The 16,637-nt window shown below is 43.6% G+C and carries 27 protein-coding genes; 25 read left to right on the plus strand and 2 right to left on the minus strand.

Features of this window, described 5'->3' with window-relative positions; all coding sequences use genetic code 11:
- Positions 1-10: 10 nt before the first annotated feature.
- Both ACJZU6_RS02890 and slyD read left to right on the plus strand, forming a co-directional pair.
- The gene (locus ACJZU6_RS02890) at positions 11-220 is read left to right on the plus strand and encodes a YheV family putative zinc ribbon protein (protein WP_080158730.1); all 210 of its coding nucleotides are present in this window, start codon (positions 11-13) and stop codon (positions 218-220) included.
- A gap of 83 nt (positions 221-303) precedes the next feature.
- Complete coding sequence (gene slyD, locus ACJZU6_RS02895; RefSeq protein WP_045028976.1) at positions 304-903, plus strand: peptidylprolyl isomerase; 600 nt, start codon at positions 304-306, stop codon at positions 901-903.
- A 100-nt stretch (positions 904-1,003) separates the two neighbouring features.
- On the opposite strand, the gene ACJZU6_RS02900 is transcribed toward slyD, so the two are convergent.
- Complete coding sequence (locus ACJZU6_RS02900; RefSeq protein ID WP_045035979.1) at positions 1,004-1,225, minus strand: SlyX family protein; 222 nt, start codon at positions 1,223-1,225, stop codon at positions 1,004-1,006.
- 10 nt (positions 1,226-1,235) lie between these two features.
- Complete coding sequence (locus ACJZU6_RS02905) at positions 1,236-2,213, minus strand: WD40 repeat domain-containing protein (protein ID WP_080158729.1); 978 nt, start codon at positions 2,211-2,213, stop codon at positions 1,236-1,238.
- Positions 2,214-2,405: 192 nt separating this feature from the next.
- On the opposite strand from ACJZU6_RS02905, the gene fkpA reads away from it, so the two are divergent.
- The 23 genes from fkpA to rplE all read left to right on the plus strand — a co-directional run bounded on the left by fkpA (position 2,406) and on the right by rplE (position 16,632).
- Positions 2,406-3,269: an FKBP-type peptidyl-prolyl cis-trans isomerase gene (gene fkpA / locus ACJZU6_RS02910; RefSeq protein WP_107276048.1), complete on the plus strand. Its 864-nt coding sequence runs from the start codon at positions 2,406-2,408 to the stop codon at positions 3,267-3,269.
- A 188-nt stretch (positions 3,270-3,457) separates the two neighbouring features.
- A complete protein-coding gene (locus ACJZU6_RS02915; protein WP_080158806.1) occupies positions 3,458-4,180 on the plus strand; it encodes a transcriptional regulator in 723 nt (240 codons plus the stop codon).
- A complete protein-coding gene (gene tusD, locus ACJZU6_RS02920) occupies positions 4,177-4,569 on the plus strand; it encodes a sulfurtransferase complex subunit TusD (RefSeq protein WP_080158727.1) in 393 nt (130 codons plus the stop codon). Before ACJZU6_RS02915 ends, tusD begins: the two co-directional genes overlap by 4 nt.
- Before the next feature lie 10 nt (positions 4,570-4,579).
- The gene (gene tusC / locus ACJZU6_RS02925) at positions 4,580-4,936 is read left to right on the plus strand and encodes a sulfurtransferase complex subunit TusC (protein WP_408900619.1); all 357 of its coding nucleotides are present in this window, start codon (positions 4,580-4,582) and stop codon (positions 4,934-4,936) included.
- A 7-nt stretch (positions 4,937-4,943) separates the two neighbouring features.
- Entirely contained in the window at positions 4,944-5,237 is a 294-nt protein-coding gene (gene tusB, locus ACJZU6_RS02930; RefSeq protein WP_080158725.1) for a sulfurtransferase complex subunit TusB, read from the plus strand.
- Between the two features lie 176 nt (positions 5,238-5,413).
- Positions 5,414-5,788, plus strand: coding sequence for a 30S ribosomal protein S12 (gene rpsL / locus ACJZU6_RS02935; RefSeq protein WP_004399892.1), 375 nt, complete (start codon positions 5,414-5,416; stop codon positions 5,786-5,788).
- Between the two features lie 95 nt (positions 5,789-5,883).
- Positions 5,884-6,354 (plus strand): 30S ribosomal protein S7, encoded by a 471-nt coding sequence (gene rpsG, locus ACJZU6_RS02940; protein WP_080158724.1) that lies wholly within the window; start codon positions 5,884-5,886, stop codon positions 6,352-6,354.
- An 89-nt stretch (positions 6,355-6,443) separates the two neighbouring features.
- The gene (fusA, locus tag ACJZU6_RS02945) at positions 6,444-8,549 is read left to right on the plus strand and encodes an elongation factor G (protein ID WP_080158723.1); all 2,106 of its coding nucleotides are present in this window, start codon (positions 6,444-6,446) and stop codon (positions 8,547-8,549) included.
- Positions 8,550-8,649: 100 nt separating this feature from the next.
- Positions 8,650-9,834, plus strand: coding sequence for an elongation factor Tu (tuf, locus tag ACJZU6_RS02950; protein WP_107276051.1), 1,185 nt, complete (start codon positions 8,650-8,652; stop codon positions 9,832-9,834).
- Positions 9,835-10,285: 451 nt separating this feature from the next.
- A complete protein-coding gene (gene rpsJ, locus ACJZU6_RS02955; protein ID WP_002541412.1) occupies positions 10,286-10,597 on the plus strand; it encodes a 30S ribosomal protein S10 in 312 nt (103 codons plus the stop codon).
- Positions 10,598-10,611: 14 nt separating this feature from the next.
- The gene (gene rplC, locus ACJZU6_RS02960) at positions 10,612-11,241 is read left to right on the plus strand and encodes a 50S ribosomal protein L3 (protein ID WP_036789584.1); all 630 of its coding nucleotides are present in this window, start codon (positions 10,612-10,614) and stop codon (positions 11,239-11,241) included.
- Positions 11,242-11,257: 16 nt separating this feature from the next.
- Complete coding sequence (gene rplD, locus ACJZU6_RS02965; protein ID WP_036789587.1) at positions 11,258-11,860, plus strand: 50S ribosomal protein L4; 603 nt, start codon at positions 11,258-11,260, stop codon at positions 11,858-11,860.
- Positions 11,857-12,159 carry a 50S ribosomal protein L23 gene (gene rplW, locus ACJZU6_RS02970; RefSeq protein ID WP_036789589.1) on the plus strand — a complete coding sequence of 101 codons (303 nt, stop codon included), beginning with the start codon at positions 11,857-11,859 and terminating at the stop codon, positions 12,157-12,159. The genes rplD and rplW overlap by 4 nt, the downstream gene beginning before the upstream one ends.
- 18 nt (positions 12,160-12,177) lie before the next feature.
- On the plus strand, positions 12,178-13,002 hold the full coding sequence (rplB, locus tag ACJZU6_RS02975; RefSeq protein WP_045038830.1) for a 50S ribosomal protein L2: 825 nt from the start codon (positions 12,178-12,180) through the stop codon (positions 13,000-13,002).
- 18 nt (positions 13,003-13,020) lie between these two features.
- Complete coding sequence (gene rpsS / locus ACJZU6_RS02980; protein ID WP_005302795.1) at positions 13,021-13,299, plus strand: 30S ribosomal protein S19; 279 nt, start codon at positions 13,021-13,023, stop codon at positions 13,297-13,299.
- 10 nt (positions 13,300-13,309) lie between these two features.
- Positions 13,310-13,642 (plus strand): 50S ribosomal protein L22, encoded by a 333-nt coding sequence (gene rplV, locus ACJZU6_RS02985; RefSeq protein WP_005302797.1) that lies wholly within the window; start codon positions 13,310-13,312, stop codon positions 13,640-13,642.
- Positions 13,643-13,661: 19 nt separating this feature from the next.
- Positions 13,662-14,351 (plus strand): 30S ribosomal protein S3, encoded by a 690-nt coding sequence (gene rpsC, locus ACJZU6_RS02990; protein WP_036789594.1) that lies wholly within the window; start codon positions 13,662-13,664, stop codon positions 14,349-14,351.
- 11 nt (positions 14,352-14,362) lie between these two features.
- Complete coding sequence (gene rplP / locus ACJZU6_RS02995) at positions 14,363-14,773, plus strand: 50S ribosomal protein L16 (RefSeq protein WP_080159320.1); 411 nt, start codon at positions 14,363-14,365, stop codon at positions 14,771-14,773.
- The gene (gene rpmC, locus ACJZU6_RS03000) at positions 14,773-14,964 is read left to right on the plus strand and encodes a 50S ribosomal protein L29 (protein WP_036789604.1); all 192 of its coding nucleotides are present in this window, start codon (positions 14,773-14,775) and stop codon (positions 14,962-14,964) included. The genes rplP and rpmC overlap by 1 nt, the downstream gene beginning before the upstream one ends.
- A complete protein-coding gene (gene rpsQ / locus ACJZU6_RS03005; protein WP_036789606.1) occupies positions 14,964-15,218 on the plus strand; it encodes a 30S ribosomal protein S17 in 255 nt (84 codons plus the stop codon). Before rpmC ends, rpsQ begins: the two co-directional genes overlap by 1 nt.
- A gap of 163 nt (positions 15,219-15,381) precedes the next feature.
- Entirely contained in the window at positions 15,382-15,753 is a 372-nt protein-coding gene (gene rplN / locus ACJZU6_RS03010; protein WP_045032667.1) for a 50S ribosomal protein L14, read from the plus strand.
- A gap of 12 nt (positions 15,754-15,765) precedes the next feature.
- Complete coding sequence (rplX, locus tag ACJZU6_RS03015; protein ID WP_036789611.1) at positions 15,766-16,077, plus strand: 50S ribosomal protein L24; 312 nt, start codon at positions 15,766-15,768, stop codon at positions 16,075-16,077.
- Positions 16,078-16,092: 15 nt separating this feature from the next.
- Positions 16,093-16,632 carry a 50S ribosomal protein L5 gene (gene rplE, locus ACJZU6_RS03020; RefSeq protein WP_036789621.1) on the plus strand — a complete coding sequence of 180 codons (540 nt, stop codon included), beginning with the start codon at positions 16,093-16,095 and terminating at the stop codon, positions 16,630-16,632.
- Positions 16,633-16,637: the final 5 nt, after the last annotated feature.

The raw sequence follows: 16,637 nt of genomic DNA on the forward strand, positions 1-16,637 counted from the left end.
GAATGATTCAATGATCAAGAAACGATTTATTGCAGGTGCAGTGTGTCCGAATTGCCAAGCACAAGATACATTACGCTGGTGGCAACAACATGACATTGAACATATTGAATGTGCACTGTGTCATCACCTTGATACACGTTTGCCACAGTCAGTAAAAGAAAGTGAACAACTTTCTTCAGCAACCAAACAACAAGTGATAGGGATTTTTAAACCAGACTAATGTGATAATGGCATCTCAATGGTATTATCCTGTATGATATGGGAACAAAAACTATCACCCCAAGCTTAAATTTTGGAGTTAACATGAAAGTCGCTAAAGACACAGTAGTAAGCCTAGCTTACCAAGTGAAAACTGAAGAAGGTATCGTTGTCGATCAATCAACAGTTGAAGTACCTCTTGATTACCTACACGGTCACAACAACCTTATTCCTGGTCTGGAAAAAGCGCTTGAAGGCCACGTGGCAGGCGACAAGTTTGAAATCACTGTTGCTCCTGAAGAAGCTTACGGCGAGCACATGGACGAAATGGTTCAACGTGTTCCTGCAAATGTATTCCAAGGTGTTGATGAAATCACTGTTGGTATGCGTTTCCTAGCTGATACTGATCAAGGTCCAATCCCTGTAGAAGTAACTGAAGTTGACGGCGACGAAGTTGTTGTTGATGGTAACCACATGCTTGCTGGTCAAACACTTGGTTTTGACGTTGAAGTTGTTGCTGTACGTGCTGCAACTGAAGAAGAAATTGAACACGGTCACCTACACCAAGGTGGCGGTTGTTGTGGTGGTGAAGGCGGTTGTGGCGATCACGGTGACGACGATTGCTGTGGCGGCGACCATGATCACGGTAACGACGAAGGTTGTTGCGGTGGCGAAGGTAAGGGCGGCTGCGGCTGTTCTCACTAATCACATTTATTGTGATCATAAAAAAAGGAAGCCTCGGCTTCCTTTTTTGTTTTTATCTTGTCGAACCTCGAACCTCGAACCTCGAACCTCGAATCTCTATTTAATAATGTGGTGGAGGTGTTTCTTCTGATTCATCTGCCATATTAGAGGTTTGCATACCTTTAACTTTACCGACCATAAACTTAAGTTGTACTTCCATTCGATCAATCATAAATTGCTGCTTCGTTAGTGCATCATTTAATTCATCAATGGTCTGTTCTTGGAAGGCGAGTTTCATCTCGAGTTCATCAAGACGGCTTTGTAGTTGTTGTATCTCATTCATGGGATATCTTTCAGTCGGTTGACCAGGCTTGAGCGTAACCAGCAGATGAGCCAGCGACAACATTACCTGTAGGGCTAATAGCGACATCATACACCACTGCTGTGGCGGGTCGAGCCCCTGGCTGTACTTCCGCACGCCAATTTTTGATATTTTCACCATTATCTGTGCGCCATAATTCGACTCGGCGTGACGGTGATCCCGTTACCAAAAATTGACCATCATCAGAAAAACGTGCACTTGAAAGGGTTTGATAACGTACTTTCATCGCTAATTGAGTGATTTTGTTACCCGTAGTTAAATCCCAAATAATATTGTCATTATTATCGGTAGCAGAAAAAGCGAATTTTCCATCGCGTTGCAGTGCGACTTGGTTGACACGGCTGCTATGCTTAAATGAATAAATAATCTGTCCGCTGCGGGTATCCCATAAATAGGCGTGGTGATCATTGCCTCCAGAAAGGGCATAGCGGCCATTGGCAGAAAGGGCAACACTATTAACATTGTTTCGATGCGCTAAAAATTCGAGCCGTCGACCATTTGTCAGATCAATAAACAAGGCTTTACCGTTATTTAATGCTAACAATACGTCAGTGCCATTATTGGCAATAGCGACATCTTGAATTTTTGCGTTATCAATTGACCATAACCCATGGGCTTGTGACCATCCCAAATCCCATACGGCAAAATTTTGAGTTGTTGCGGTTATGGCATAACGATTGTTATCAGATATATAACTTGTTATCACGCTATTGTGATATTGATCTTGAGAACCAAAATCAGCTAACTTTTTGTTTTGCTGTAAATCCCATAGCGCGATACCTTGTATGTTTGTACTAATAAGTGCAAAACGGCCATCACGACTAAGGCTTAAGCTCGTGCTACCTTGTTGAGCAAGATGCCAGCGTTGGAGTTCTGAATTAAATAGAAAACAACCGCTTAAGGCAAAGGTAGAGAAAAGTAGACTAACTGACAAAAATTTCTTGTACATTAAGCTCTGGTTCCGCTTTATTAGGGTAACTAGATAGAAGAAATGAATCTGATTAAATAACTGCAGCGCTAAGTATTTACAGTTACTTAATCAGACTGGTAGTAGTATATTGATATAATTTTGTTTTCATACTCATACTAATAAACACAGTGTAAAAGTGAGGCATGACCTCAATGACTGATGGAGAAATACATGAAGCCTATTTTAAAGATGTCTGTATTAGCAGCAACAATCTTCCTTGCTGTGGGTTGTCAGGACGATAATAAAGCAGACACCAACAAGCCTGCTGAGCCTGCAAAAGTTGAACAAACAACGGCTTCAGCTGCTGTTGCAACAACGGATGCTGCTAAAGTTGAATTTAAAACTGAAGATCAAAAAGCAGCGTATGCTATTGGTGCATCACTAGCACAATACCTATCAGCTAACCTTGATCAACAAAAAGAACTTGGCCTTAACCTGAACCGTCAAGATGTACTTGCGGGGGTTGAAGATGTGTTTGCAGGTAAGAGCCTGATGACACAAGAGCAAACTCAACAAGCACTACAATCTCTTGATCAACGTGTTGCAAAGATTGTTGAGCAGAAAGCAAAAGCTGACGCTGAAAAGAACATTAAAGCAGGTGAAGAGTTCCGCGCTAAATTTGCTAAAGAAGCCGGTGTAGTTACCACTAAATCTGGTTTGATGTACAAAGTTGAGAAAGAAGGTACAGGCGCAAAACCTGCTGCAACTGATACTGTTGAAGTGCAGTACAAAGGCATGCTAACTGACGGTACTGTATTTGATAGTTCATACCAACGTAACCAACCAGCAACCTTCCCACTAAATCAAGTGATTCCAGGTTGGACTGAAGGCGTACAATTAATGCCTGTTGGTTCTAAGTTTGAATTTGTTATTCCGCCACAACTTGCATATGGCGCACAAGCTAATCCAAGCATTCCTGCTAATTCTACTCTAGTTTTCCAAGTAGAATTATTAAGCATCAAAGATGCTAAGCAAGCTCAACAGCCAGTTGTTGAAGCAGTAAAAACAACAACTACAGCGACAAAAACGCAATAAGTTATCACTTTCTAGTGACAAAAAAGCGTAACTGTTGATCCAGACCCGGCATATGTCGGGTCTTTTTTGTTCAATTATCTGATAAACTTACTGAGAAGATTTTAAATTTTATCAATTATATTGAATGCTTGTGGTGATAGATCAGGGCGATCGCATTGTAGATAAGCAGCAAAATGGAAGGTGATATCGTGATTTCAGTAGATAATTTTGGAACAGAGATAATTGTTGATAGTGACATCGTTGACAGACGAATTTTTTCTGAACACGATGATAATATTCTGCGCGCGTATGAAGCGGTTGTTGACGGTTTAGCCGCATTAATTGGGCCATTTTGTGAAATTGTTCTGCACTCCTTAGCCGATTTAAATACCTCGGCCATCAAAATAGCCAATGGTCAGAATACAGGTCGTAAAGTAGGATCACCGATCACCGATCTTGCGTTACGCTCTTTACGTGATATTCAAAATTCAGAACGGAATTTTTCACGTGCTTATTTCACGCGCGCTAAAGGTGGTGATTTAATGAAATCAATCACTATTGCGATTCGTAATGGTGATAATAAAGTTATCGGGTTGTTGTGCATTAACGTTAATCTTGATGTGCCATTTACCCAAATACTGCAATCGTTTATGCCAACGGATGAAGCCAAACAAGCAGCATCAAAAGTAAACTTTGCCAGTGATGTTGATGAATTGGTGGATCAAACCGTTGAACGCACTATTGAAGAAATAAACGCAGATAAGAATGTATCTAATAATGCTAAAAATCGTCAGATAGTGATGGAGCTATTTGATAAGGGTATTTTTGACATCAAAGATGCAATTAACCGTGTTGCTGATCGATTGAATATCTCAAAGCACACTGTTTATCTTTATATTCGTCAGCGAAAAACAGAGGATGGTGACAAGTGAGTTTAACTTACGCCATTGTTGTTAATGGCCCAGCCTATGGTACTCAAGCCGCACGTTCAGCTTATCAATTTTCATGTGCACTTATTGAGCTAGGACATACCTTAACTCGCGTATTCTTTTATCAAGATGGTGTTTTAAATGGTAATGGGCTGACAGTACCCGCATCCGATGAATTTGATCTGGTTGCTGCATGGCAGCAGTTGGCGCAAACACATCAGGTTGAATTACATACTTGCGTGGCTGCAGCATTACGACGTGGCATTATTGGTGAACAAGAAGCACAACAACATCAATTGCCCAGTCATAATTTAGCCTATGGGTTTGAAGCGGCTGGATTGGGTGGTTTAGCTGAAGTATTACTTAGTGCAGATCGCGTGATTCAATTTTGAGGTTAATCGAGTGAATAACTTAGGGTTTGTTTTTCGTCAACCACCTCATGGTAGCAGTTGTGGTCGTGAAGGTTTAGATGCGCTATTGGCGGCTTCTGCTTACACTGAAGCATTAGATGTATTTTTTCTTGGTGATGGGGTATTACAACTGCTTAAACATCAGCAGCCGAATGCTATTTTAAGTCGTAATTATATCGCGACTTTTAAAATGCTACCTTTGTATGACATCGAAAATATTTATGTTTGTCAGCAGTCATTAATTGAACGCGGATTAAGCGTTGATGATTTATTAATTGACGTAAATATCTGTCCCCATTCTGAGCTGGTGACAAGATTGCATTGTTGCCACCAAATTCTCACATTTTGAGGTGCCGATGTTACATACTGTGACCCGATCACCATTTCAGAGCCACTCATTGGCACAATGTTTACAGTTTATTTGCGCTGGTGATGAGATCTTATTGCTCGAAGACGCTGTAATTGTCGCCTTGAGCGAAAATATTTACTTTGATTTAATAAAAAATATCGGCGTAAAAATTTATTTACTAGAAGCCGATATTATTGCGCGTGGTTTGCAAGATAAATGTGATAAAGATCTAGATGTTATTGATTATAAAGGTTTTGTTTTGCTTACTGAAAGACATGACAAGCACATGAAATGGGCGTAACAAGCCATTATTAGTAACAATATATGGACAAAAAAGTGATTGTTTAAGAAATGATCACTTAATTGATCGTTGGTTAGATCTTGACACCTTTAGGTGCGATGCCTAAAATTTCGCGTCCTCCTGTTGTTGGGAGGCAGATTTTTCACCTTACGAAAGTAACAATCAGGAGCTATTTAATGGCAACTATTAACCAGTTGGTACGTAAGCCACGTGCTAAGCAAGTTGTAAAAAGCAACGTGCCAGCACTAGAAGCGTGCCCACAGAAACGTGGTGTATGTACTCGTGTTTACACTACTACACCTAAAAAACCGAACTCAGCATTACGTAAAGTTTGTCGTGTTCGTCTAACAAACGGTTTTGAAGTAACATCATACATCGGCGGTGAAGGTCACAACCTTCAGGAGCACTCAGTTGTTCTTATCCGCGGTGGTCGTGTTAAAGACTTACCGGGTGTTCGTTACCACACTGTTCGTGGTGCACTTGACTGTGCAGGCGTTAATGACCGTAAACAAGGTCGTTCTAAGTACGGTGTGAAGCGTCCTAAGTCTTAATGGATTCCGTTAAGTAAGGCCAAACACTAAAATTATTTAATTTTGAAGAAACTGAAAAGTTTTGGATAACCTGAAGAAGACAACGGAGATAATCCATGCCACGTCGTCGCGTAATCGGTCAGCGTAAGATCCTTCCAGATCCTAAATTCAAATCAGAATTGCTGGCAAAATTCGTTAACATCCTAATGGTTGACGGAAAGAAATCTACTGCAGAAAAAATTGTTTACTCTGCACTAGAAACTATGGCTGAGCGTTCTGGTGAAGAACACTTATCTGTATTCGAAAAAGCTCTTGAAAATGTACGTCCAGCGGTAGAAGTTAAATCTCGCCGTGTGGGTGGTTCAACTTACCAGGTGCCTGTAGAAGTACGTCCAGTACGTCGTAATGCACTAGCTATGCGTTGGTTAGTTGAAGCTGCGCGTAAGCGTGGTGAAAAATCTATGGCTCAGCGTCTTGCAGGCGAAATGCTAGATGCAGCTGACAACAAAGGTTCTGCTGTTAAGAAACGTGAAGACGTTCACCGTATGGCAGATGCGAACAAAGCGTTCGCACATTACCGCTGGTAATATAGCTGGTAATACCGCTTGGGCACAGCAGGTTTTCCTGCTGTGCCTAAACCATTTTCTAAGGTTCACCTTAGTAAGAGGATACAACCGTGGCTCGCAAAACGCCTATCGAGCGCTACCGTAATATCGGTATCTGTGCTCACGTTGACGCCGGTAAAACAACCACTACCGAGCGCATCCTGTTTTATACAGGTCTATCTCACAAGATTGGTGAAGTACACGACGGCGCTGCTACTATGGATTGGATGGAGCAGGAGCAAGAACGTGGTATCACTATCACATCTGCTGCTACGACCACCTTTTGGCGTGGTATGGACAAGCAGTTCGACGAGCACCGAATCAACATTATTGATACTCCAGGACACGTAGACTTCACCATTGAAGTTGAACGTTCACTGCGCGTACTTGATGGTGCTGTTGTTGTGTTCTGTGGTGCTTCAGGTGTAGAGCCTCAGTCTGAGACTGTATGGCGTCAAGCCGATCGATATGAAGTTCCTCGTATTGTTTTTATCAACAAGATGGATCGCACGGGCGCAGATTTCTTCCGCGTTATCGAGCAGATCAAACACCGTCTTGGTGCAACACCAGTGCCTCTGCAATTAAATATTGGTACTGAAGATGAATTTAAAGGTGTAATTGACCTGATCAAAATGAAGGCCATTAACTGGTCTGATGCTGATCAAGGTACCAGTTTTACCTATGAAGATATTCCTGCTGACATGCAAGAGTTAGCAGAAGAGTGGCGCATGAACTTAGTTGAATCAGCAGCAGAAGCTAATGATGAACTAATGGATAAATACCTTGAAGAAGGTGAACTGACTGAAGCTGAAATTAAAGCTGGTCTGCGTCAACGTACCCTAAACAACGAAATCGTGCTGGCAACTTGTGGTTCTGCATTTAAGAACAAAGGTGTTCAAGCCGTACTCGATGCTGTTGTTGATTTCCTACCTTCACCAACTGAAGTAAAAGCAATTACTGGTGAAGACGAACACGGTAACCCTGTTGAGCGTCATTCAAGTGATGACGAACCATTCTCAGCACTAGCGTTCAAAATCGCAACCGACCCGTTCGTAGGTACGTTAACTTTCATGCGCGTATACTCAGGTGTTGTTAATTCAGGTGATACTGTTTTCAACACTGTAAAAGAAAAACGTGAGCGTTTAGGTCGTATTGTTCAGATGCATGCGAATAAACGTGAAGAGATCAAAGAAGTGCGCGCTGGTGACATTGCGGCAGCCATTGGTCTTAAATTTGCAACGACAGGCGATACCTTGTGCGATCAAAATCATAAAGTGATCCTTGAGCGCATGGAATTCCCTGAACCGGTTATTCAGATTGTGGTTGAACCACGTTCTGTTGCTGATCAAGATAAGATGACAATCGCGCTAGATAAACTAGCTGCAGAAGACCCATCTTTCCGCGTTGAGACCGATGTTGAATCAGGTCAGATTCTAATTTCTGGCATGGGTGAGCTTCACCTAGATATCATCGTCGATCGTATGAAGCGCGAATTTAACGTCAACTGTAACGTGGGTAAACCCCAGGTTGCTTACCGTGAAACTATTCGTGGTAATACTAAAGTTGAAGGTAAATTCATTCGTCAAGCTGGTGAAACTGGCGGCCGTGGCCAATATGGTCATGTGTGGCTAAAGCTTGAACCATCAGAACCGGGTGAAGGTTTCGTATTCGTAGATGAAATTGTTGGTGGCAGCGTACCTAAAGAATACATTAGTGCTGTTGCTACAGGTATCGAAGAACAAATGAAGAGTGGCGTGCTAGCAGGCTACCCAATGATTGATGTCAAAGCGACATTAGTTGATGGTTCTTACCACGACACTGATTCAAGCGAAATTGCATTTAAAATCGCAGGTTCAATGGCATTACGACAAGGTGCACTTGATGCAACTCCAGTATTGCTTGAACCGATGATGAAAGTTGAAATTACCACGCCAGAAGATTGGATGGGTGATGTTGTTGGTGACCTTAACCGTCGCCGCGGCATGATCGAAGGTATGGAAGAAGGCAACGCGGGTATTAAAATTATTCGTGCGCAAGTTCCACTATCAGCAATGTTCGGATATGCAACTGATTTAAGATCAGCAACACAAGGCCGCGCGTCTTATTCTATGGAGTTTAGCGAGTACGCTGAAATGCCAAAGAACGTTACTGATAAAATTATTGCTGAACGTATTTAATTTCATTATTGCGTCAATGGCTATTGGCGCATAAAATACAAACTTCAGAGCCGTCCCCGACCTAGTAGGGGGCGTATCTTAACTAGGAAGGAACACAATTGTGTCTAAAGAAAAATTTGAACGTCTAAAACCGCATGTTAACGTTGGTACAATCGGTCACGTTGACCACGGTAAAACAACTCTAACAGCTGCTATCTGTACTACACTTGCAAAAGTGTACGGTGGTGTTGCTAAAGACTTCGCATCTATCGATAACGCTCCTGAAGAGCGCGAGCGCGGTATCACAATCTCTACTTCTCACGTAGAATACGATACTCCTACTCGTCACTACGCACACGTAGACTGTCCTGGACACGCCGATTATGTTAAAAACATGATCACTGGTGCTGCTCAAATGGATGGTGGTATCCTAGTTGTTGCTGCAACTGACGGTCCTATGCCTCAAACTCGTGAGCACATCCTACTTGGTCGTCAAGTTGGTATTCCTTACATCATCGTATTCATGAATAAGTGTGACATGGTTGATGATGAAGAACTACTTGAACTAGTAGAGATGGAAGTTCGTGAACTTCTTTCTGAGTACGATTTCCCAGGTGATGATTGCCCAGTAATCATGGGTTCTGCACTAGGCGCGCTTAACGGCGAAGCTGAGTGGGAAGCTAAGATTGTTGAACTAGCTGAAGCTCTAGATTCTTACATCCCAGAGCCAGAGCGTGCTATCGATCTACCATTCATCCTTCCAATCGAAGATGTTTTCTCAATCCAAGGCCGTGGTACTGTTGTAACTGGTCGTATTGAGCAAGGTATCGTTAAAGTTGGTGACGAAGTAGCTATCATCGGTATTCACGACACTATCACTACTACATGTACTGGTGTTGAGATGTTCCGTAAGCTTCTTGACGAAGGCCGTGCTGGTGAGAACGTTGGTGTTCTTCTACGTGGTACTAAGCGTGATGACGTTGAACGTGGTCAAGTTCTTGCTAAGCCAGGTTCAATCACTCCACACACTACTTTCACTTCAGAAATCTATGTTCTTTCTAAAGATGAAGGCGGTCGTCACACTCCTTTCTTCAAAGGTTACCGTCCACAGTTCTACTTCCGCACAACTGACGTAACTGGTACTATCGAGTTACCAGAAGGCGTTGAAATGGTAATGCCTGGTGATAACATCTCTATGACTGTTACTCTAATCGCACCTATCGCGATGGATGAAGGTCTACGTTTTGCTATCCGTGAAGGTGGCCGTACAGTTGGTGCTGGTGTTGTTGCAACTATCATTGCTTAATAGCAATTAGTGCATAACTAAGTACTGAATAAAAAGGAAGCTTCGGCTTCCTTTTTTTATATCTAAAAAACAGAAGTGGTTAATTTTTGCTATTAAACAGCCACATGTAAAGGCACTAAGTTATTGATAATATAGATTAATAATTGAATGATTGTTTATTTATCGATCAAGGCTTGCTTTCAAAAATGTGATCTGTATAATGCTCACCACTGCCAGAGACAAAGTCTTGTAAGCGCTGTTGTGAACCAATAAGCATTGAGGAGAGACGTACTACAGGTTATGCCGAGTATGTTTCATAATGAATACTCTGACTTATGTTCGCAGTCATTAAATTGGCTGACAATGCATCCGATAGGGATGCTACGTTCACATAAATCAATCGACATTCCTTCGTCTTTACGAACGTGAGTGGCGATATTGTTTGTGTAATTTTTATTTGGAGCTCTGTCTAATGCAGAACCAACGTATTCGTATCCGCCTAAAGGCTTTCGATCATCGTTTGATCGACCAGTCTACTGCGGAAATCGTTGAAACAGCTAAGCGTACTGGCGCACAGGTTAAGGGTCCAATCCCTCTTCCTACTCGCAAAGAGCGCTTCACTGTTCTTATTTCTCCACACGTTAATAAGGACGCACGTGACCAGTACGAAATTCGTACACACAAGCGCCTTATCGACATCGTTGAGCCTACAGACAAAACTGTTGATGCTCTGATGCGTCTAGATCTAGCTGCTGGCGTTGACGTACAGATCAGCCTAGGTTAAGGGGAGATAAGAGAATGATTGGTCTAATCGGTCGTAAAGTGGGCATGACCCGCATCTTTACCGAAGATGGCATTTCTATTCCAGTTACTGTTGTTGAAGTTGAAAACAACCGCGTTACTCAGGTTAAATCTGTAGAAACTGACGGTTACAACGCTATTCAAGTAACAGCTGGAACTAAGAAAGCTAGCCGCGTATCTAAGCCAGAAGCTGGTCACTTTGCGAAAGCAGGTGTAGAAGCTGGTCGCGGTCTTTGGGAATTCCGTCTAGAAAATAATGAAGAATTCGCAGTTGGCGCTGAGCTAAGTGTTGAAATCTTTAACGAAATTAAAAAAGTAGACGTTACTGGTACATCTAAAGGTAAGGGTTTCCAAGGTGCTATTAAGCGCTGGAACTTCCGTACTCAAGATATGACCCATGGTAACTCCTTGTCTCACCGCGCTCCGGGTTCAATTGGCCAATGTCAAACTCCAGGTCGTGTATTTAAAGGCAAGAAAATGGCTGGTCACATGGGTGCTGAGCGTGTAACGACTCAAAACCTAGAGATCGTACGTGTTGACGCTGAGCGCAATCTGCTTCTTATTAAAGGTGCAGTCCCTGGTGCTACAGGCGGTAACGTGATCGTTAAACCAGCTGTTAAAGCGTAACGTCGAGGAGTTAGTAATGGAATTGGTAGTCAAAGGCGCTAACGCGCTAACTGTCTCCGAAACTACTTTTGGGCGTGATTTCAATGAAGCGCTTGTACACCAAGTAGTTGTTGCGTTTGCAGCAGGTGCTCGTCAGGGTACACGTGCTCAGAAGACTCGTTCAGACGTTTCTGGTGGTGGCGCTAAGCCATGGCGCCAGAAGGGTACTGGTCGCGCTCGTGCAGGTACAATCCGCAGTCCGCTATGGCGTTCTGGTGGTGTTACTTTCGCTGCTCGTCCTCAGGATCACAGCCAAAAAGTAAACAAGAAAATGTACCGCGGTGCTATGAAGAGCATTCTTTCTGAGTTAGTTCGTCAAGAGCGTTTAATCGTTGTTGAAAACTTCACTCTAGAAGCACCAAAGACAAAAGCACTAGTTGCTAAGCTTAAAGAGCTTGAGCTAACTGATGCACTAATCGTAACTGGCGAACTAGATGAGAATCTATTCCTTGCAGCACGTAACCTATACAAAGTAGACGTACGTGACGCAGCGGCAATCGATCCAGTTAGCTTGATCGCTTTCGATAAAATTGTAATGACTGCAGCAGCAGTTAAAGCAATCGAGGAGATGCTAGCATGATCACTGAAGAGCGTATTTTAAAAGTTCTACGTGCTCCGCACATCTCTGAAAAAGCATCAATGGCTGCTGAAAACGCGAATACTATCGTGTTTAAAGTTGCTATTACTGCGACAAAGAGAGAGATCAAAGCAGCAGTTGAAAAACTGTTTGAGGTTGAAGTTAAGTCTGTAAATACTCTTATCACTAAGGGTAAGACCAAACGTCAAGGTATGCGCCAAGGCCGTCGTTCAGACGTGAAGAAAGCGTATGTTATCTTGAAAGAAGGTCAAGACATCGACTTCGCTGGTAGTGCAGAGTAAGGCTAGGAGCAAAGAAGAATGGCTATTGTAAAATGTAAGCCGACTTCCCCAGGTCGTCGCCACGTAGTTAAAGTGGTTAACTCTGACCTGCATAAGGGTAAGCCGTACGCACCACTTCTAGAGAAAAACTCTAAGACTGGTGGTCGTAACAATAACGGTCGTATCACAGTACGTCATATTGGTGGTGGTAACAAACAACACTACCGTCTAATTGACTTTAAACGTACTAAAGATGGCATCCCAGCGAAAGTTGAGCGTCTAGAATACGATCCAAACCGTAGCGCAAACATTGCTCTAGTTCTGTACGCAGACGGTGAGCGCCGCTACATTATCGCACCTAAAGGTATCCAAGCTGGTGATATGATCCAGTCTGGCGAAGATGCTGCTATCAAAGTTGGTAACACTTTACCAATGCGCAACATCCCAGTAGGTTCAACAGTACACTGTGTTGAACTTAAGCCTGGTAAAGGTGCACAGCTGGCTCGTTCAGCTGGTGCATACGCTCAGATCATTGCACGTGCAGGCACTTATGTGACTCTACGTCTACGTTCTGGTGAAATGCGTAAAGTTCTTGCTGACGGTCGTGCGACTCTAGGTGAAGTTGGTAACGCAGAACACATGCTACGTGAGCTAGGTAAAGCTGGTGCTTCACGCTGGCGCGGTGTTCGTCCAACTGTACGTGGTGTTGTAATGAACCCAGTGGATCACCCACATGGTGGTGGTGAAGGTCGTACATCAGGCGGTCGTCATCCAGTAACACCTTGGGGCGTTCCAACTAAGGGTTATAAGACTCGTAGCAACAAGCGCACCGACAAGTACATCGTACGTCGTCGTAATAAGTAATTATAAAGAGGATACGCCATGCCACGTTCTCTCAAGAAAGGTCCATTCATTGACCTACACTTGCTGAAGAAGGTAGAGAAAGCGTTGGAAAGCGGAGACAAAAAGCCTGTTAAGACTTGGTCCCGTCGCTCAATGATCATCCCTCAGATGATCGGTTTGACCATCGCTGTCCATAATGGTCGTCAGCACGTTCCTGTTTTCGTTTCTGAAGAAATGATCGGTCACAAGCTAGGCGAATTTGCACCAACACGTACTTACCGCGGTCATGCTGCGGATAAGAAAGCTAAAAAGCGCTAAGGAGTAGGTAATGGAAGCTATCGCTAAACATCGCTTTGCTCGCATTTCGCCGCAAAAAGCTCGTTTGGTTGCAGATCAACTGCGCGGTAAGCCAGTTGCTCAAGCTCTAGAAATTCTTAATTTCAGCAACAAAAAAGCTGCTGATTTAATCAAGAAAGTTCTAGAGTCAGCTATCGCTAACGCAGAACACAACGAAGGCGCAGACATTGATGATCTTAATGTTGCTAAAATCTTCGTTGACGAAGGTCCTACCATGAAGCGTATTATGCCTCGTGCTAAAGGCCGTGCCGATCGCATCTTGAAGCGTTCTAGCCACATCACTGTTGTTGTAGCAGACCGCTAAGAGACTAGGAGAGAAAGCAATGGGTCAGAAAGTACATCCTAATGGTATTCGTTTAGGCATCTGTAAGCCTTGGAATACCACTTGGTTTGCTAACAGCCAAGAATTCGCTGACAACCTAGACGGCGATTTCAAGGTACGCCAGTTCCTTACTAAGGAACTAGCAAAAGCATCTCTATCACGCATCGTTATCGAGCGTCCTGCGAAGAGCATCCGTGTGACTATTCACACTGCTCGTCCAGGCGTAGTAATCGGTAAGAAAGGCGAAGACGTAGAGAAACTACGTGCAGCAGTTGCGAAGATCGCGGGCGTTCCAGCTCAGATCAACATCGCTGAAGTACGTAAACCAGAACTAGATGGTCAACTAGTAGCAGACAGTATTTCGTCTCAACTAGAGCGTCGTGTAATGTTCCGTCGCGCGATGAAGCGTGCAGTTCAAAACGCTATGCGTCTTGGCGCTAAAGGTATCAAAGTTGAAGTAAGCGGCCGTCTAGGCGGTGCTGAAATTGCACGTACTGAGTGGTACCGTGAAGGCCGTGTGCCTCTACACACTCTTCGTGCTGACATTGACTACGCAACTTCTTCGGCTCACACCCAATACGGTGTTATCGGCGTTAAAGTTTGGATCTTCAAAGGTGAAGTTCTAGGCGGCATGCCGGTTGAAGAGCCAAAGGCTGACAAGCCTAAGAAGCAGCGCAAAAGCCGTAAATAAGGAGTTTATTGATGCTGCAACCTAAACGCACTAAATTCCGCAAGGCCTTTAAAGGCCGTAACCGCGGTTTAGCGAACGGTACTGATGTAAGCTTTGGTACATTTGGTCTTAAAGCAGTCGGCCGTGGTCGTCTAACTGCTCGTCAGATCGAAGCTGCACGTCGTGCTATGACTCGTCATGTAAAACGTCAGGGCCAAATCTGGATTCGTGTATTCCCAGACAAACCAATCACATCTAAGCCTCTTGAAGTTCGTCAAGGTAAAGGTAAAGGTAGTGTGGAGTACTGGGTTGCACAGATTCAACCAGGTAAAGTTCTATACGAAATGGGTGGTGTTCCTGAAACATTAGCTCGTGAAGCATTTAATCTTGCTGCACGTAAGCTACCAATCAAGACAACATTCGTAATTAAGGCGGTGATGTGATGAATGCACTAGATCTACGCGCTAAAAGCGTTGAAGAGCTTAATGCAGAGCTTGTGAATTTGCTACGTGAACAGTTTAACTTGCGCATGCAAGCTGCGACTGGTCAACTACAGCAGACTCACAATCTTAAAACTGTACGTCGTGATATCGCACGTGTTAAAACTGTACTGACTGAGAAGGCTGGCGCATAATGAGCGATCAAATCCGTACTCAGCTTGGTCGTGTAGTTAGCGACAAAGGCGATAAGTCTATTGTTGTTGCTATCGAGCGTAAAGTGAAGCACCCGATTTACGGTAAGTACATCACACGCACGACTAAGCTTCATGCACACGATGAAAACAACGAATGTGGCCTAGGCGACATGGTTGAAGTTCGCGAGTGCCGTCCAATGTCAAAGACTAAGTCTTGGGCTTTGGTACGCGTAGTTGAGAAAGCACGTATTTAATACGTACTAACAACTACTTAAGTAAGCGGCCCTGAAAAACTTAGGGCCGTTCATTTTTTTATCTACCCATCGGTCGAAAATGGTGTTATTATTCGCCGCCTTTGAAGAAAAGGCATATCGACTCGATTTGGGTCTAGATGTTTTAAATTAGCGGAGCACTAACATGATCCAAATGCAAAGTATGCTTGATGCTGCGGATAACTCCGGCGCACGTAGCGTAATGTGTATTAAGGTTCTGGGTGGTTCTCACCGTCGCTATGCACATATCGGTGACATCATCAAGATTACTGTAAAGGAAGCAATTCCACGCGGTAAAGTTAAGAAAGGTGATGTACTGAAAGCGGTGGTTGTACGCACCCGTAAAGGCGTTCGTCGTCAAGATGGCTCTGTCATTCGCTTTGACCGTAATGCTTGCGTATTGTTGAACGACAACACTGAGCAACCTATCGGTACCCGTATCTTTGGCCCTGTGACTCGTGAACTTCGTAATACGAAATTCATGAAGATTGTATCACTAGCGCCAGAAGTACTTTAAGGAGCGACTATAATGGCAGCTAAAATCCGTCGTAACGACGAAGTTATCATTCTTGCTGGTAAAGATAAAGGCAAGACTGGTAAAGTAACTAAGGTTCTAGCAACCGGTAAAGTTATCGTTGAAGGTATCAACATGGTTAAGAAACACCAGAAGCCGGTTCCGGCAATGGGTGTTCAAGGCGGTATCGTTGAGCAGGAAGCTGCGATCGATGCGTCTAATGTTGCTATCGTTAACGGTCAAGGTAAAGCGGACCGTGTAGGCTTCCGATTTGAAGACGACAAAAAAGTTCGTTTCTTTAAATCGACTGGCGAAACTATCAAGTAAGTTTGGAGTAGTACTATGGCGAAACTGCATGATTACTACAAAGAGACTGTTGTAAAAGACCTTGCTGGCAAGTTCGAATACAAGAGTATCATGCAAGTCCCAAGGATCGAAAAGATCACACTTAATATGGGTGTGGGCGAAGCTATCAACGACAAGAAGCTGCTAGAAAACGCTGCTGCTGACATGACTGCAATTGCAGGTCAGAAGCCGCTAATCACAGTAGCACGCAAGTCAGTTGCAGGCTTTAAGATCCGTGAGGGCTACCCTATTGGCTGTAAAGTAACCTTACGTGGCGAGCGTATGTGGGACTTTTTCGAGCGTCTAATTTCAATTGCTGTACCTCGTATTCGAGATTTCCGTGGTTTAAACCCGAAATCATTCGATGGTCGTGGTAACTACAGCATGGGCGTTCGTGAGCAGATCATCTTCCCAGAAATCGATTTCGATAAAGTAGATCGTGTACGTGGTTTAGACATCACAATCACAACTTCTGCTAAATCTGATGAAGAAGCTCTAGCTCTACTGTCTGCTTTTAACTTCCCATTCCGTAAGTAAAAGTA

The sequence above is a fragment of the Photobacterium piscicola genome (assembly GCF_046058925.1).
Classification (GTDB): Bacteria; Pseudomonadota; Gammaproteobacteria; order Enterobacterales; family Vibrionaceae; genus Photobacterium; species Photobacterium piscicola.

Bases quoted from the DNA above. Each gene is read 5' to 3' on its own strand.
- ACJZU6_RS02890 (WP_080158730.1), top strand. From the start codon at position 11: ATGATCAAGAAACGATTTATTGCAGGTGCAGTGTGTCCGAATTGCCAA.
- slyD (WP_045028976.1), top strand. From the start codon at position 304: ATGAAAGTCGCTAAAGACACAGTAGTAAGCCTAGCTTACCAAGTGAAA.
- ACJZU6_RS02900 (WP_045035979.1), bottom strand. From the start codon at position 1,225: ATGAATGAGATACAACAACTACAAAGCCGTCTTGATGAACTCGAGATG.
- ACJZU6_RS02905 (WP_080158729.1), bottom strand. From the start codon at position 2,213: ATGTACAAGAAATTTTTGTCAGTTAGTCTACTTTTCTCTACCTTTGCC.
- fkpA (WP_107276048.1), top strand. From the start codon at position 2,406: ATGAAGCCTATTTTAAAGATGTCTGTATTAGCAGCAACAATCTTCCTT.
- tusB (WP_080158725.1), top strand. From the start codon at position 4,944: ATGTTACATACTGTGACCCGATCACCATTTCAGAGCCACTCATTGGCA.
- rpsL (WP_004399892.1), top strand. From the start codon at position 5,414: ATGGCAACTATTAACCAGTTGGTACGTAAGCCACGTGCTAAGCAAGTT.
- rpsG (WP_080158724.1), top strand. From the start codon at position 5,884: ATGCCACGTCGTCGCGTAATCGGTCAGCGTAAGATCCTTCCAGATCCT.
- rpsJ (WP_002541412.1), top strand. From the start codon at position 10,286: ATGCAGAACCAACGTATTCGTATCCGCCTAAAGGCTTTCGATCATCGT.
- rplC (WP_036789584.1), top strand. From the start codon at position 10,612: ATGATTGGTCTAATCGGTCGTAAAGTGGGCATGACCCGCATCTTTACC.
- rplD (WP_036789587.1), top strand. From the start codon at position 11,258: ATGGAATTGGTAGTCAAAGGCGCTAACGCGCTAACTGTCTCCGAAACT.
- rplW (WP_036789589.1), top strand. From the start codon at position 11,857: ATGATCACTGAAGAGCGTATTTTAAAAGTTCTACGTGCTCCGCACATC.
- rplB (WP_045038830.1), top strand. From the start codon at position 12,178: ATGGCTATTGTAAAATGTAAGCCGACTTCCCCAGGTCGTCGCCACGTA.
- rpsS (WP_005302795.1), top strand. From the start codon at position 13,021: ATGCCACGTTCTCTCAAGAAAGGTCCATTCATTGACCTACACTTGCTG.
- rplV (WP_005302797.1), top strand. From the start codon at position 13,310: ATGGAAGCTATCGCTAAACATCGCTTTGCTCGCATTTCGCCGCAAAAA.
- rpsC (WP_036789594.1), top strand. From the start codon at position 13,662: ATGGGTCAGAAAGTACATCCTAATGGTATTCGTTTAGGCATCTGTAAG.
- rplP (WP_080159320.1), top strand. From the start codon at position 14,363: ATGCTGCAACCTAAACGCACTAAATTCCGCAAGGCCTTTAAAGGCCGT.
- rpmC (WP_036789604.1), top strand. From the start codon at position 14,773: ATGAATGCACTAGATCTACGCGCTAAAAGCGTTGAAGAGCTTAATGCA.
- rpsQ (WP_036789606.1), top strand. From the start codon at position 14,964: ATGAGCGATCAAATCCGTACTCAGCTTGGTCGTGTAGTTAGCGACAAA.
- rplN (WP_045032667.1), top strand. From the start codon at position 15,382: ATGATCCAAATGCAAAGTATGCTTGATGCTGCGGATAACTCCGGCGCA.
- rplX (WP_036789611.1), top strand. From the start codon at position 15,766: ATGGCAGCTAAAATCCGTCGTAACGACGAAGTTATCATTCTTGCTGGT.
- rplE (WP_036789621.1), top strand. From the start codon at position 16,093: ATGGCGAAACTGCATGATTACTACAAAGAGACTGTTGTAAAAGACCTT.